The 15,263-nt window shown below is 53.8% G+C and carries 11 protein-coding genes and 1 pseudogene; 3 read left to right on the forward strand and 9 right to left on the reverse strand.

From position 1 onward, the window contains the following. Window positions 1–56 precede the first annotated feature (56 nt). The 6 genes from menA to priA form a co-directional block, all read right to left on the reverse strand. Window positions 57–986, reverse strand: a complete 930-nt coding sequence (gene menA / locus ABVM99_RS19540) for a 1,4-dihydroxy-2-naphthoate polyprenyltransferase (protein ID WP_000139639.1) — start codon at window positions 984–986, stop codon at window positions 57–59. Between the two features lie 66 nt (window positions 987–1,052). Then, window positions 1,053–2,384, reverse strand: a complete 1,332-nt coding sequence (gene hslU / locus ABVM99_RS19545) for an HslU--HslV peptidase ATPase subunit (RefSeq protein WP_001293360.1) — start codon at window positions 2,382–2,384, stop codon at window positions 1,053–1,055. Window positions 2,385–2,393: 9 nt separating this feature from the next. After that, window positions 2,394–2,924 carry an ATP-dependent protease subunit HslV gene (gene hslV / locus ABVM99_RS19550; RefSeq protein ID WP_000208240.1) on the reverse strand — a complete coding sequence of 177 codons (531 nt, stop codon included), beginning with the start codon at window positions 2,922–2,924 and terminating at the stop codon, window positions 2,394–2,396. 91 nt (window positions 2,925–3,015) lie between these two features. Further along, complete coding sequence (gene ftsN, locus ABVM99_RS19555; RefSeq protein ID WP_023195947.1) at window positions 3,016–4,017, reverse strand: cell division protein FtsN; 1,002 nt, start codon at window positions 4,015–4,017, stop codon at window positions 3,016–3,018. 93 nt (window positions 4,018–4,110) lie between these two features. Further along, window positions 4,111–5,136: a DNA-binding transcriptional regulator CytR gene (cytR, locus tag ABVM99_RS19560; protein WP_000841337.1), complete on the reverse strand. Its 1,026-nt coding sequence runs from the start codon at window positions 5,134–5,136 to the stop codon at window positions 4,111–4,113. 154 nt (window positions 5,137–5,290) lie between these two features. Next, a complete protein-coding gene (gene priA, locus ABVM99_RS19565; protein WP_023195946.1) occupies window positions 5,291–7,489 on the reverse strand; it encodes a primosomal protein N' in 2,199 nt (732 codons plus the stop codon). A gap of 203 nt (window positions 7,490–7,692) precedes the next feature. Here priA and rpmE point away from each other — a divergent pair, with 203 nt between their 5' ends. Next, the gene (gene rpmE, locus ABVM99_RS19570) at window positions 7,693–7,905 is read left to right on the forward strand and encodes a 50S ribosomal protein L31 (protein ID WP_000715284.1); all 213 of its coding nucleotides are present in this window, start codon (window positions 7,693–7,695) and stop codon (window positions 7,903–7,905) included. A 48-nt stretch (window positions 7,906–7,953) separates the two neighbouring features. Here the strand turns inward: rpmE and ABVM99_RS19575 are convergent. The 3 genes and pseudogenes from ABVM99_RS19575 to metJ all read right to left on the reverse strand — a co-directional run. Further along, window positions 7,954–8,613 (reverse strand): annotated as a pseudogene (locus tag ABVM99_RS19575) (TIGR02117 family protein); the annotation flags it as partial. A gap of 200 nt (window positions 8,614–8,813) precedes the next feature. Continuing rightward, on the reverse strand, window positions 8,814–10,604 hold the full coding sequence (locus tag ABVM99_RS19580; protein WP_000899639.1) for an aryl-sulfate sulfotransferase: 1,791 nt from the start codon (window positions 10,602–10,604) through the stop codon (window positions 8,814–8,816). A 456-nt stretch (window positions 10,605–11,060) separates the two neighbouring features. Next, complete coding sequence (gene metJ / locus ABVM99_RS19585; RefSeq protein WP_000852811.1) at window positions 11,061–11,378, reverse strand: met regulon transcriptional regulator MetJ; 318 nt, start codon at window positions 11,376–11,378, stop codon at window positions 11,061–11,063. A gap of 264 nt (window positions 11,379–11,642) precedes the next feature. Between metJ and metB the strand changes: the two genes are divergently transcribed. Then, the gene (gene metB, locus ABVM99_RS19590; protein ID WP_000197211.1) at window positions 11,643–12,803 is read left to right on the forward strand and encodes a cystathionine gamma-synthase; all 1,161 of its coding nucleotides are present in this window, start codon (window positions 11,643–11,645) and stop codon (window positions 12,801–12,803) included. A gap of 2 nt (window positions 12,804–12,805) precedes the next feature. Beyond that, a complete protein-coding gene (locus tag ABVM99_RS19595) occupies window positions 12,806–15,238 on the forward strand; it encodes a bifunctional aspartate kinase/homoserine dehydrogenase II (RefSeq protein ID WP_000110805.1) in 2,433 nt (810 codons plus the stop codon). Window positions 15,239–15,263: the final 25 nt, after the last annotated feature.

Raw genomic sequence — 15,263 nt, forward strand, 5'->3', positions numbered from 1 at the left:
TATCGCGCTAAGTATACTGTTGGCAAAATCATCAATTGTTAATTGATATTTGTCAGTTAAACGGCCCACTGACTTAAGAGTATCCCAATCACAAATAACAGGTTGGTTAACAACGCGCCTTTAACGGTACGTTCAAGCATCGGGCGCATTGCCGCAGGCTCCCTTTCGCGCATTACGTAGCGCGCTTGTTTAATGAGCAAGGGCGCGGCCAGAATAAACAACCATCCCCACGGACTGTGTAGCGAGAGCAGATTAAACAGCGCCAGACAGAGCAGCGCACCTAGCAACAGGCAGGCGTGATAACGACGCGCGTTGACATCGCCCAGTCGTACTACAAGGGTGTTTTTGCCGTTCTCTCTGTCGCTATTAATATCGCGCAGGTTATTAATATTCAGCACCGCCGTCGCCAGTAAACCGCAGGCGGTGGCCGGGAGAATCAGCGCCGGAATCAGCGTATGCGCCTGGAGATACCAGCTCCCCATGACACTTAGCCAGCCAAAGAATACCAGAACAGAGATATCACCCAGCCCGATATAACCGTAGGGCCGATTACCCACGGTGTAGGTGATGGCGGCGATAATCGACAGCCCGCCCAAAATCAGGAAGCCGACAAAATCGGTTAACGTATGGCACGCGACCGCCACCAGCGCCAGTCCGGAGATACAGATCAGCACGACGGTAATGATTAACGCCCGCTTCATCTCCTGCCGGGTGATGACGCCTTTTTGCATTCCCCGCAGCGGCCCGATGCGATCCGGTTTATCACTGCCTTTGACAGCGTCGCCGTAATCGTTGGCGAGGTTGGATAAAATTTGCAGCAGCCCGGCGGTGATAAGGGCCAGCAGCGCGACCAGAGGATCGAAATAGCCTTGCCACCATGCCAGGGCCGTACCGACGATAATCGCCGCGAAGGCGAGGGGTAAGGTTTTGGGTCGTAAGCTTTCCAGCCAGGCCTGGGTGCGGCTAATTTGTTGTTGTTCAGTCATATTTAGCGCCAATAAAAATGGGGCTTTTCAGCCCCATCAACAGTGATGAAAATGCATTGGACGCGATTATAAGATAAAACGGCTTAGATCTTCATCTGCGACCAGCGCATCCAGATGTTTGCTCACATATTCCGCATCAATTGTGATGTTTTGGCCGTGCAGATCGCTGGCGTTATAGGAAATTTCTTCCATCAGACGCTCCAGTACGGTATGCAGACGGCGCGCGCCGATGTTTTCGGTGGTTTCGTTAACCTGCCAGGCGGCTTCGGCAATACGTTTAATACCGGAATCGGTGAACTCGATATTGACGCCTTCAGTTGCCATCAGCGCTTTATACTGCACGGTGACGGAGGCGTTTGGCTCGGTCAAAATGCGTTCGAAATCGCTGGTGGTCAGCGCCTGAAGCTCAACGCGAATCGGCAGGCGGCCCTGCAGTTCCGGGATCAGATCAGACGGCTTCGCCACCTGGAACGCGCCAGAGGCGATAAACAGAATATGATCCGTTTTGACCATCCCGTGTTTGGTCGAAACCGTGCAGCCTTCTACCAGCGGCAGTAAGTCGCGCTGTACGCCTTCGCGTGAAACATCCGGGCCGGAGGTTTCGCCACGCTTACAAATTTTGTCAATTTCATCGATAAACACGATGCCGTGCTGTTCAACCGCGTCGATAGCGTCCTGTTTCAGCTCTTCCGGGTTGACCAGCTTAGCAGCCTCTTCTTCAACCAACAGTTTCATCGCGTCTTTAATTTTCAGCTTACGCGGTTTCTGTTTCTGACCGCCCAGGTTCTGGAACATAGACTGCAACTGGCTGGTCATCTCTTCCATGCCCGGAGGCGCCATAATCTCTACGCCCATCGGCGCGGCGGCGAGGTTAATCTCGATCTCTTTATCGTCGAGCTGGCCTTCGCGCAGTTTTTTGCGGAACGTTTGACGGGCGGCAGAAGGCTCCTGCTGCTGTTCGGCCTGGCCCCAGTTATTTTTTGCGGGTGGGATCAGCACGTCGAGAATACGTTCTTCCGCCAACTCTTCCGCACGATAGCGATTTTTCTCGATAGCCTGTACGCGAACCATTTTCACCGCGGCATCGGTCAGATCGCGGATGATAGAGTCCACTTCTTTCCCGACATAGCCCACTTCGGTGAATTTGGTGGCTTCGACTTTAATGAACGGCGCGTTGGCGAGTTTTGCCAGACGACGGGCGATTTCGGTTTTACCGACGCCGGTCGGGCCAATCATCAGAATATTTTTCGGCGTTACTTCGTGGCGCAGCTCTTCATCAAGCTGCATACGACGCCAGCGGTTACGCAATGCAATCGCCACGGAACGCTTTGCGTTATCCTGGCCGATAATGTGTTTGTTCAGTTCGCTGACAATTTCGCGTGGGGTCATTTCAGACATGAGAGGTCCTTACGCTTTGGCGGTCAATTCTTCAATGGTGTGGAAATGGTTGGTGTAAATGCAGATATCGCCTGCAATATCCAACGCCTTTTCAGCAATTTCGCGCGCGCCGAGCTCGGTATTTTCCAACAGAGCGCGAGCGGCAGCCTGGGCATAAGGACCGCCGGAGCCGATAGCAATTAAATCGTTTTCAGGTTGCACGACATCGCCGTTACCCGTGATGATGAGCGAGGCGGTTTCATCCGCGACGGCCAGCAACGCTTCCAGTTTGCGTAGCATACGGTCGGTACGCCAGTCTTTCGCCAGTTCAACGGCGGCTTTGACCAGGTGCCCCTGATGCATTTCCAGTTTACGTTCAAACAGCTCGAACAGCGTGAATGCATCCGCAGTACCGCCCGCAAAGCCCGCAATGACCTTGTCGTTGTAGAGGCGGCGGACTTTCTTCACGTTGCCTTTCATTACTGTGTTACCCAGTGTGGCCTGACCATCACCGGCGATTACCACGTGGCCGTTACGGCGTACGCTTACTATTGTTGTCACGAGCAGACCCCTTGGTTACTAATGCTGAATTGCGGCCCCGTACGGCGTACGGGGCATAATGCAAGTATAGATGGGGGAGATTTTGAGGGTTTCAACCCCCGGTGGCGAGTCGAATGCAGTTTGTATGGCCCGCCATCTTCAGACGGTTAATGGTGCTGTCGGCATTTTCTTTACCTTTCACCGGCCCGATAACTACGCGATTCCAGCCGTTATTGGTGGTAATTTTGGAGTCAAAGCCTTCAAACGCCAGCTGAGCGCGGACGCTTTCTGCCTGCTCGGCGCCTTTGAATGAACCACATTGCACCATCCAGCGACGCTCATCTTTTTTTTCTGCTGTCGCCTTCGGCGCTTCAGGCGCGCGTGTAATTGGCGTGGCTTTCGGCGCTGCCGCGCTGGTATGCGCCGGCGTTTGCAGCAAATCCTGATAAGGTTGCTGCGAAGCCGTCTGCTTCGGCGGCTGACTTTGGCGCGCAGGTTGCGCCGGGGCGGACTGTACCGTGCGCGTTTGCGGCTGCTCGTTTACCCGCGGCTGCGTGCGTGGTTGCTGAACAGGCTGCGTGCGTGGTTGCTGAACAGGCTGCGTTTGAGCCCACTGCTGCTGCTGCTGCGCCTGACGCTGGCGCTGTAGCGTTTGTTGGCGTTGTTCTGGCGTCTGCTCGTTCCACGGCACTTCGTTAAGTTGCGTCGGCTGCTGACGCATATCCGCCTGCATCTGTTCCAGGAGTTGACGCTGCTCGCTGGTGAGCTGATTCGGATTCATGACTTCGCCGCCGGCGGACGGTTCCGTTGGCGTACGCACGCCCGGCTGGCGACTTTCCAGCTCTTTGATGTAACGCCAGCGCTCTTCCGGTTTTGGCGGAAGCCCATTGCCGGTGACTTTCTGGTTTTGTAGCGTTTCGGACTCTTCTTTCTTATGGTGAGTAATGAAGTACAGACCGCCGATAAAGGTCACAAGGACGGCTGCCGCAATCGCGACCATTGCCGGCGAGACGGCAGGCATGTTGCTTTGCTTCTTCCGTGAGTTCCGTGAGGTGCTCTTTTTGCGCCGCGAAGGAGCCGGTTGGCCGCGACGTACATAATCTCGTTGTGCCACTATCGTTTCGCTGTATTTATTCGTTCGTCAGCCCGTCATGTTACTGAAGCGGCGGGCCTTTGACCAGACAGGTGAGTCTTAAAGCTATTTACTTTAGGGTAAAGCGCGCGTAGAACCGCGAATAATCAGCTCGCAATCCATTAAACGCGAGCCGCTGCTCACATTTTGCCCCTGCATCTGATCGAGCAACAGCAGCATCGCCTCGCGACCAATGTCAAAACGCGGCTGCGCCACGGTTGTCAACGGAGGGTCGCAAAACTCGGCCAGCGCGATATTGTCAAAGCCGATAATCGACAGATCGTCAGGCACTTTCAGACCCTGGCGCTTAGCCCAGGAGAGGGCGCCCAGCGCCATTACGTCGCTATGACAAAAGACGGCGGTAGGCGGCAACGGTTGCTCAAGCAACTGCTTTAATGCGTTTGCCCCGGCTTCAAAGGTAAAGTCGCCACGGGCGATGTAATGCGGATCGACCACAATGCCACTGCGTCTTAATGCCTGTACGTAACCTTGTAAGCGATAGTGACAGAGCGGCATATCTTCCGGCCCCGCAATACAACCAATCCGCTTGTGGCCCAAATCCAACAGGTAGTTCATGGCATTGAACGCGGCGGTCAGGTTATCGATATGTACCGTCGGCAGTTCAAGCTCCGGCGCAAACTCATTCGACATCACCATCGGAGGCAAATTGCGCTGCTCCTCAACGCTGGCGTCAAAGGGCAGTCGGGAACTGAGAAGTACCATGCCGTCGATCTGTTTGGTGATGATGAGATTAAGAAAGGTTTTTTCTTTCTGGTTTTGATGGGCGCAATCGCCAATCAGCACCAGATACCCCTGTTCTGCCGCGGTCACTTCGATACCGCGGATAATTTCACTGAAGAAGGGATCGCAAATATCCGGGACAATCACCAGAATCGTACGGGATTCATTGCGTTTTACATTTCGCCCCATCGACTGCGGGAAATAACCCACTTCAAGCGCGGCCTGTTCAACCCGGCTACGGGTCGACTGGGAGACTTTATCGGGGTTCATTAACGCGCGGGATACGGTTGCCGTAGAGACTTTCGCCTTCAACGCAACATCCTTCATCGTAGCGGCAGTAACCTGCTTGTTCGATTTCACTCTTTCTCCTCGCCTGGGAACTGCTGGCGCAGATCTATCCCTGGTAACACTCATCGAAAACATTTTTATCAGATAGTGCGTGGAAGCGGTTACAGAATTTTCATAAAAAGTGTGATGGATCTTTAATTTTACGATCCGCCTCGCATCGTGAGGACTATCCTTCAATCGGATCGACGTCCAGAACCCATTTAACTTTCCGCGCTTCAGGGAGCGTATTGATCAACGCCAGCGTGCCGCTGATGATGTGTTGCAGGCGAATCCGTGAAGGATGCTGAAGTAAAATTTGCCAGCGATAGCGGCCGCCGCGTTTTGGCGCGAGGGCCGGAACCGGACCTAAGATCCACAGCTTATCGTCTGATAGCGGGCTGGCCTGAATCAGATTACGCAACTGCTGGAGAAAGACGGGGGCCTGCTGATTGTTGTGATCCTCTGCGCGAATAATGACGTGGCTGGTCCACGGCGGAAGCTGGAGCGTTTGCCGTTCCGCCAGCGCCTGTTCCGCAAACGCATCATAGCCTTTATACAGTAACGTTTGCAGCAAGGGATGCTCAGGATGGTGCGTTTGGAGCACCACTTCGCCCTGTTTGCCCGCGCGCCCGGCGCGGCCGGAAACCTGAGTATAGAGCTGGGCGAAGCGTTCCGCCGAACGAAAATCTGCGGAAAAAAGCGCGCCATCGACGTCCAGCAACGCCACCAGCGTGACGTCCGGGAAATGATGGCCTTTCGCCAGCATTTGTGTGCCTATCAGAATGCGTGCTCCGCCGCGGTGAACTTCCGCCAGATGCTGCTCCAGCGCGCCTTTACGACTGGTGGTATCACGGTCGATTCGTGAGATCGGCACGCCGGGGAAGAAGGGCGCCAGCACCTGCTCCAGCTGTTCCGTCCCTAACCCAACCGGTAACATATGTGTGGAGCCGCAGGAGGGGCACTGACGCGGTACCGGACGCTGGCTGTCGCAGTGATGACAGCGTAAATGATGCTGCGCCTGGTGCAGCGTGTAGTAGTGATCACAACGCGGGCACTCCGCAATCCAGCCGCAGTCGTGGCAAAGCAGCGCGGGCGCGAATCCCCGGCGGTTAAGAAATAAAATTACCTGATTGTCGGCCTGGAGATGTTGGCGCATACGGGCGATAAGGGCGGGCGCCAGTCCCGCCTGAAGACGCTGTCCTTTTAAATCCAGCACATGCTGCAGGGCTGGACGGGCATTGCCTGCGCGCCGCGTCAGACGCAGCATCCGGTATTTTTTCTGCCGCACGTTGCATAGCGTTTCCAGGGCTGGGGTGGCGGAGCCGAGAATAATCGGGATCTGCTCGCTATGGGCGCGATACACAGCCAAATCGCGGGCATGGTAGCGCCACCCTTCCTGCTGTTTATAAGAGCTGTCGTGCTCTTCGTCGATGACAATTACGCCAAGATTTTTAAACGGCGTAAACAGCGAGGAGCGCGTGCCGATGACAATCGCCGCTTCGCCGTTTTTCGCTTTCAGCCATGCCGAAAGACGCTCGCTGTCGTTTAGCCCGGAATGCAGCACTTCCACCGGCGCGTTAAAACGTTCGCGAAAACGGGCGATCGTTTGCGGCGTCAGGCCGATTTCCGGCACCATCACCAGCGCCTGTTTGCCCTGGGCGAGGACGTTTTCCAGCACGCTCAGATACACTTCGGTCTTGCCGGAACCTGTTACGCCTGCCAGCAACCAGGCGGAGAAACCGTCCGACGCGCTGTGAATCGCGCCGACTGCTGTCGCCTGTTCGGTATTCAGCCGCAGGCGCTCTCCTGCGACGGTGTAATGCTCCCGCCAGTCGGTAAACGCGGGCGTTTCACTGGCAAGCTCACAAAGTCCCTTACGCCGCAGCGTTTGCAGCGTGGCGTCAGTAAAATCAAGCTCGGCTACCTGATAGCGCCAGATCTTTCCTTGCCGTAGCGCCGCCAGCGCCTGTTGTTGTTTGGCGGAGCGTTTCAGGCTGTTGATATCGACGGCTTGCCCCTCTTCGGTGGCGAACCAATACCATAGGGGCGCGTTGCTGGCTGGTTTTCCCTGACGCAATAAAACCGGCAGAGCGTGAAACAGAACGTCGCCGAGGGGATGGTGGTAGTAATCCGCCGCCCAGAGGAGTAAGCGCCAGATGGAGGGAGAAAAGATTGGCTCGTTATCCAGGATTTCAATGACCGATTTTAATTCATCGAGCGGCAATTCGCTGTGGTCGCTAACCGAGACGACAATGCCCATGCGCTCTTGCTGCTTGCCGAATGGCACGCGCACGCGGCACCCGGCTTTGGCGACCCCGCCTTCCGGCAGCAGGTAATCAAAGGTTCGGGGAAGCGGAACGGGCAAGGCAACGTGCGCGACGGACATAGCATCTTCCTGACTTGAAATTTCGTCGGGTAGTATACACATTACGATAAGGGAGCGCGGATCAGTTTGCATACGGTGGTCAAATTCTGTATGATTCGCCGCCTTTGGTGCGTGTTGTGAGCATCAAACCCTTTACTATTAACTTCGCGTGGTGTCTGGCGTTAGGGCTGGAAGAGCGACGCGGCCTTACACTGAGGTTCCCCATGAAAAAAGGTATTCACCCGAATTACGTAGAAATTACTGCAACCTGTTCTTGCGGTAATGTTATCAAAACCCACTCTACCGTGGGTCACGACCTGAACCTGGACGTGTGCGGCAAATGCCACCCGTTCTTCACTGGTAAGCAGCGTGTTGTTGATACCGGTGGTCGTGTTGAGCGCTTCAACAAGCGCTTCAGCATCCCTGGCAGCAAATAAGTTACCGCCAGAAAAAAAAGCGCCGCAGGGCGCTTTTTTTGTTTTCCAGGGATAACAGTATTTGTTCAGACACATTCTGTGATCCGTAATCGCTTTCATTACGCTTCCTGCCGTGAGTTTTAACGAAGGATTTATAGTCAGTCCCGCGCTTTCCAGCCCCTTCGCTGTCCATTTATTGCAGGTATTGAGTATGCCGTAGCGGCCATTCGCGGCGTAAAACTGGCTATCGCCGTAAATTCCTTGTTTTAACGGAATCAGATTACCCTCTTCGTCACGCGCAAAGCTGCGGCCCAGATAACGCATCAGACTGTTACGCTGGTTTGTGTGCAGGAGCAGTGATTTTATCTCGCTACCGGCGAAATAACGTTCTGGTTTACCGGAAAAGGCGACGATGTGCATAACCGCGCCGGATGACCAGAACATGGCCTGGAGCGTAAGCGCGGTGGTTATTTCTTGTGACTGATAAAAGCCCTTATCGCCCCAGCCGATTTCATACCACTGCGTCTCCTGAGCGAACCGTTTTTTAAGCTGTGGCAGAACGGTATTAACATCATGGGCCGGCGCAATAATTCCCGTGTGCCAGCCATGACTGACGATATAGATTTCCGTCGGGGAGGGCTGTCCGCCTGTCGTAGGTTTTACGGCTTGTGGAAAGGTTGTGCAGCCATATAGCAATAAACTTAACCAGGCGATAAAGAGATTTTTCATGACATATCACCAGCAAAGGCGCGGTATGTTGTGGCGTTTGTCTAATGACGCTGCGTTTATCGGGTCGGTGCCGGATTGGTAATTCATTGATATTTTTGCATTCCTCTTCGAGGGCAATAAGGCGAATGTCATAACTACAATACGTTTTAACCATTCAGGCGGAAGTTAGCTTCCGCCTGTTTTACTTTTACTATCTCGCTTTATTTTTTAAACATCTGCTCTGGATCGATAATCAGCGCCCGATAACCCAGCATACCGGCACGGTTACTGTGTACTTTTAGCTCCAGCATCACATCCTGAGTACCGTCTTTGACTTCATCCAGAACGGAAACGATCGGTTTTGTACCGCTCATTCCCGCTGTAGCCGAGTACATGAACATCGTTTTGGTTTCCGGGCGATATTCCGTGACGGAAGTAATAGCGCTGTACCAGTCAAAACCGCGCTCTTTACCATATTCCCACATTTGGGAAACCGTCATATTTTTTTCGTCAATCTGATATTCCACGCCGCGGGAATATTTCATTGACGGCATGGCCGGTTGTTCCATACCGCGCGCATCGCCGTTATCAAAGGCGGTCACGACGGTTTTACCTCCGGTGCTTTTGGATGGCACTAACCAACCGGTATGTTGTGTCCATGTCCAGTCAAATCCACCGTCGCAGTGGTGCGCTTCGCAGGTTAGTGGTTTACCGTTGCTGTCTACGGGTTTCAGCACTTTTTTCGCCAGTTCGCCTTTCCAGCCGGATGGATCGGAAAGTATCCATTTCACTTTTTTATCGCGACCAATTTTGATGATGGCAGACTGGTGGCGCGAGCTAATGATAATGCTGTCGTCGCGAGGATCGTAGCTGACGGAGTTAACATGCGCCCAGTTGCGGCCCGGGCCGGAACCCGCGATATCGCCGAAGGGTTGTTTTGCAAGCTGCTCTTTGGTCATGACCTGACCGGAATGTTCGGCATCGACGCTCAAACATACCGCTCCCTGATCCATCGCCAGAATAACGTCGTCACGATAGGGGTCGAGGATTTTTGGCAGATCCCAGTAATCGACGGTATCGCCGTTCTGGTCAACTTCAAGAATATGATCACGCACCGTATTGATGGTGTATTTACCATTTAATGGATAATTTTCTTTTGCGACACGCAGCAGGTAGGTGCCTTTCGGCGTTTCGGTAATGGCGTGCGAAAAATCAATAAATCCTTTTGGCAGTCGTTTATCGGAAATAACGCGGCCTAAGAAATCATATTTAAAGTAACGTTGACCCTGGCCAAAAATAAGATTGCCATCGTTAACCTGATGGAAGCTCATCATGGAACCAAAGCGCGTTATATCATCCTGGTTACGGAATTTATCAATATTCATATAGCCGCGAACATCGCCATTCGTATCGCTAATCCAGTTGATACCGGTATAATCCCAGTTCGCCGCGCCGCCTGCGACATGCATAATGTGGCCGGCTCTTGGCATCCCTGTTATATGGTTAAAAAGATATAAGCGATTTTTAAGCGAGCTATCGACTTTAACCGGTTCTACCGTAGGAAGAACGGCAGTTTGCCCGGTAGTAGAGGGTAATGATACCGGTGCGGCGTAAATGGACCACGTATAAGTTTGTTTTTTACCTTCTTCAGTCCAGTCAACTTTAACCTTATTGACATAATCTGGATACAAGCCAAATACAGGTATGCCGTCATGGGTATTTATAGCCTGCGGGCCGACATCATAACTGATCGGGATGCCTTTTTCCCCTTTCCCTAAAACGGTAACCTTCACGTCCTGTACATTATGATTGGCTTTATTAATGATTGCTGTTAATGGGAAAACGCCGCCGTAGGGAGCGACATCGACCATACCTAATGGCCCTTCATGTACTGGAATGACATCTGCTGATGCGACCATTGGCCTGTTTGGGTCTAAAACGCCTGAGGCCAAAACGCTGCCGCTCAAACACAGGCAGCATAATACAGGTAAGACTTTCCTTGTAAATAACATATTTATTTCCCCATTCGATATTATCGATAAAATGAATGTATATTAACCTTCTTATTTATCGGAGATGAAAAAACATTTAAAAAAGTAAAACAATCCGCGGAGGGGAATAATGATGTTGGTCACAAATATGAGGTGTCCATGGTCTTTTTAACAATACTCATCGTTATACTATTTGTTCAGTAAATATATGGCGGTGTATTATTATTCATGTACGCTTTGCTACGTGAAACTTTAAATAAAGATTGGAAGTTTAAATATAATAAAATTATATCGGTTATGGCATGTCGGGAATTTTTTTCAGGAAAATAAAGAAGAGAAACTTATCATGTCTGACAAATTTATCCACCGAGGGCTATTCGGGAAGATGAACGTTTAGAAAAATGTCGGAGATAGCCGTGTACAGGGGGAATCGTTAAAAAAGCGCGGCCAGAGGCGTTCTGACCGCATGCTTTGCTATCAGTATTCCCACGTTTCCGGGTCAATCCCCATCTCACGCATGATCTCTTTTGCCGCTTCCGGGATTTCATCGCTGCGCTCTTTTCGCAGATCGGCATCATCCGGCAAGGGTTGCCCGGTAAAGGCGTGCAGAAATGCTTCACACAACAGCTCGCTGTTGGTGGCGTGGCGCAGGTTGTTCACCTGACGACGCGTACGTTCATCGGTGAGGATTTTTAACACCTTCAGAGGAATGGAAACCGTAATTTTTTTGACTTGCTCACTCTTCTTACCGTGCTCAGCGTATGGGCTGATATATTCGCCGCTCCATTCAGCCATGAGATACTTAATCCTCTTCGTCATTAATATTGAGGTCTGAACCTGAGCCCGGACCATAATCGCGCGTAGTTTACCGTAGTGGCGCGGCCCTGACACGAAGTTAGCGGTCGCAGATGTGCGCTAATGCATATAATTTTAACGGCTATTTGCGGTTTGCTCAATCTATACGCAAAGAAGTTTAGATGTCCAGATGTATTGACGTCTATTGTGGTAGTGGTTAATCTGTGGCCTGACTTTCACCGACTCAGCCAGGAATATCTTCATATGACGCGTAAACAGGCCACTATCGCAGTGCGTAGCGGATTAAACGATGACGAACAATACGGCTGCGTTGTGCCGCCAATCCATCTCTCCAGTACCTATAACTTTACCGGTTTCAATGAGCCGCGCGCGCATGATTATTCCCGCCGCGGTAATCCCACGCGTGATGTTGTTCAGCGCGCATTAGCGGAACTGGAAGGCGGCGCGGGCGCGGTATTGACGAATACCGGCATGTCGGCGATTCATCTGGTCACCACCGTTTTCCTCAAGCCGGGCGATCTGCTGGTCGCGCCGCATGATTGCTACGGCGGCAGTTATCGTCTGTTTGACAGTCTGGCGACACGCGGCTGTTATCGTGTGCGGTTTGTCGATCAGGGCGATGAACGCGCCTTACAGGCGGCGCTGGAAGAAAAACCGAAGCTGGTACTGGTAGAAAGTCCAAGTAATCCATTGTTACGCGTGGTGGATATTGCGAAAATCTGTCGGCTGGCGCGCGAGGCGGGCGCAGTGAGCGTCGTTGATAACACGTTTTTAAGCCCGGCGCTGCAAAATCCGCTGGCGTTGGGTGCCGATCTGGTGTTGCATTCATGCACGAAATATCTCAATGGTCATTCGGATGTCGTGGCCGGCGTGGTGATTGCTAAGGATCCGGAAATGGTCACTGAACTGGCGTGGTGGGCGAATAATATTGGCGTGACTGGCGGGGCGTTTGATAGTTATCTGCTGCTGCGCGGTTTGCGAACTCTGGTGCCGCGTATGGAGCTGGCGCAGCGTAACGCGCAGGCGATTGTGGATTACCTGCAAACCCAGCCGTTGGTGAAAAAGCTGTATCATCCGTCGCTGCCGGAAAATCAGGGGCATGAGATTGCCGCGCGTCAGCAAAAAGGCTTTGGAGCAATGTTGAGTTTTGAACTGGATGGGGATGAGGAGACGCTGCGTCGTTTTCTGGGCGGGCTGTCTTTGTTTACGCTGGCGGAATCTTTAGGGGGAGTGGAAAGTTTGATCTCTCACGCCGCCACCATGACGCATGCCGGTATGTCGCCGCAGGCGCGTGCCGCCGCCGGGATCTCCGAAACGCTACTGCGTATCTCCACCGGTATTGAAGATGGCGAAGATTTAATTGCCGACCTGGAAAATGGCTTCCGGGCTGCAAACAAGGGGTAAACATGAGTGTGATTGCGCAGGCAGGGGCGAAAGGTCGTCAACTGCATAAATTTGGCGGCAGTAGTCTGGCGGATGTGAAGTGTTACCTGCGTGTCGCAGGCATTATGGCGGAGTATTCGCAGCCTGACGATATGATGGTAGTGTCCGCCGCAGGCAGTACCACCAACCAGTTGATTAGCTGGCTCAAGTTAAGCCAGACCGATCGCCTTTCTGCGCATCAGGTATTACAGACGTTACGCCGCTACCAGTGCGATCTGATTAGCGGGCTGCTTCCCGCCGACGCGGCAGATGACTTAACCAGCGCTTTTATCAGCGATCTGGAACGTCTTGCCGCCTTGCTCGACGGCGGCGTAACGGATGCCGTCTATGCTGAGATCGTCGGACACGGCGAAATTTGGTCGGCGAGATTGATGTCCGCCGTCCTGAATCAGCAGGGGCTGGATGCCGCCTGGCTGGACGCGCGCGCATTTTTACGCGCCGAACGCGCCGCACAGCCGCAGGTTGATGAAGGGCTATCTTATCCTTTATTGCAACAGCTACTGGCGCAGCATCCTGGCAAACGTCTGGTCGTGACCGGGTTTATCAGCCGCAATCACGACGGCGAAACGGTCCTGTTAGGCCGGAACGGTTCCGACTATTCCGCCACGCAAATCGGCGCGCTGGCGGGCGTTTCCCGCGTGACCATCTGGAGCGATGTCGCGGGCGTTTATAGCGCCGACCCGCGCAAAGTGAAAGATGCCTGCCTGCTGCCGTTGCTGCGTCTGGACGAAGCCAGCGAGCTGGCGCGTCTGGCGGCGCCTGTTCTGCACGCCCGCACGCTACAGCCAGTGTCCGGCAGCGATATCGATTTGCAGTTGCGCTGTAGCTACACGCCGGATCAAGGGTCAACCCGAATTGAACGAGTGCTGGCTTCCGGGACGGGCGCGCGTATCGTGACCAGTCACGATGATATCTGTCTGATTGAGTTTCAGGTGCCCGCCAGCCAGGATTTCAGGCTGGCGCATAAAGAGCTCGACCACATTTTAAAACGGGCGCAGGCGCGTCCGCTGGCAGTGGGCGTGCATCGCGATCGCCAGCTATTGCAGTTCTGCTATACCGCCGAGGTAGCGGATAGCGTACTGAAACTCCTCGACGATGTCGGGCTGCCGGGCGAATTGCGCCTGCGGCAGGGGCTGGCGCTGGTGGCGATGGTCGGTGCGGGCGTTACTCGCAATCCGCTACACTGCCATCGCTTCTGGCAGCAGCTTAAAGGTCAGCCAGTGGAATTTACCTGGCAGTCGGAGGAGGGCATCAGTCTGGTGGCGGTGCTGCGTACCGGCCCAACTGAGAGCCTGATTCAGGGGCTGCATCAGTCGGTTTTCCGCGCCGAAAAACGCATTGGCCTGATGCTGTTCGGTAAGGGGAACATCGGCTCCCGTTGGCTGGAACTGTTTGCCCGTGAACAAAGCACGCTTTCCGCGCGTACTGGTTTTGAATTTGTGCTGGCGGGCGTGGTAGATAGCCGCCGTAGCCTGCTGAATTATGAAGGGCTGGACGCCAGCCGCGCGCTGGCATTCTTTGATGATGAAGCCGTTGAGCAGGACGAAGAGTCGCTATTCCTGTGGATGCGTGCGCATCCGTATGATGATTTAGTGGTGCTGGATGTGACAGCAAGCGAGCAACTGGCCGATCAGTATCTGGATTTCGCCAGCCACGGTTTTCATGTGATTAGCGCCAATAAACTGGCGGGCGCAAGCGCCAGCGATAAGTATCGCCAGATTCATGACGCGTTTGAAAAAACCGGGCGTTACTGGCTGTATAACGCCACCGTGGGCGCGGGGTTGCCGATCAACCACACGGTGCGGGATCTGATTGACAGCGGCGATACGATTCTCTCGATCAGCGGGATCTTCTCCGGGACGCTATCCTGGCTGTTCCTGCAATTTGACGGTACGGTGCCGTTCACCGATCTGGTGGATCAGGCCTGGCAGCAGGGGCTGACCGAACCCGATCCGCGCGTCGATCTTTCCGGAAAAGATGTCATGCGTAAGCTGGTGATTCTGGCGCGCGAGGCGGGATACGACATCGAGCCGGATCAGGTGCGTGTAGAATCGTTGGTGCCGGCGCATTGTGAAGAAGGGTCTATCGATCACTTTTTCGAAAACGGCGACGCGCTGAATGAACAGATGGTGCAGCGTCTGGAGGCAGCCCGCGAACTGGGGCTGGTGTTGCGTTACGTGGCGCGTTTCGACGCCAATGGCAAAGCGCGCGTCGGCGTTGAAGCGGTGCGTCCGGAACATCCGCTGGCGGCGCTGCTGCCGTGCGATAATGTCTTTGCTATTGAAAGCCGCTGGTATCGCGATAACCCGCTGGTGATCCGTGGGCCGGGCGCGGGTCGCGATGTGACCGCCGGGGCGATTCAGTCGGATATCAACCGCCTGGCGCAGTTGCTGTAATAAAGGCAAGTTCGTGAGCGAAGCG

The organism is Salmonella sp. SJTUF15591 (assembly GCF_043356435.1).
GTDB classification, from domain to species: Bacteria; Pseudomonadota; Gammaproteobacteria; order Enterobacterales; family Enterobacteriaceae; genus Salmonella; species Salmonella enterica.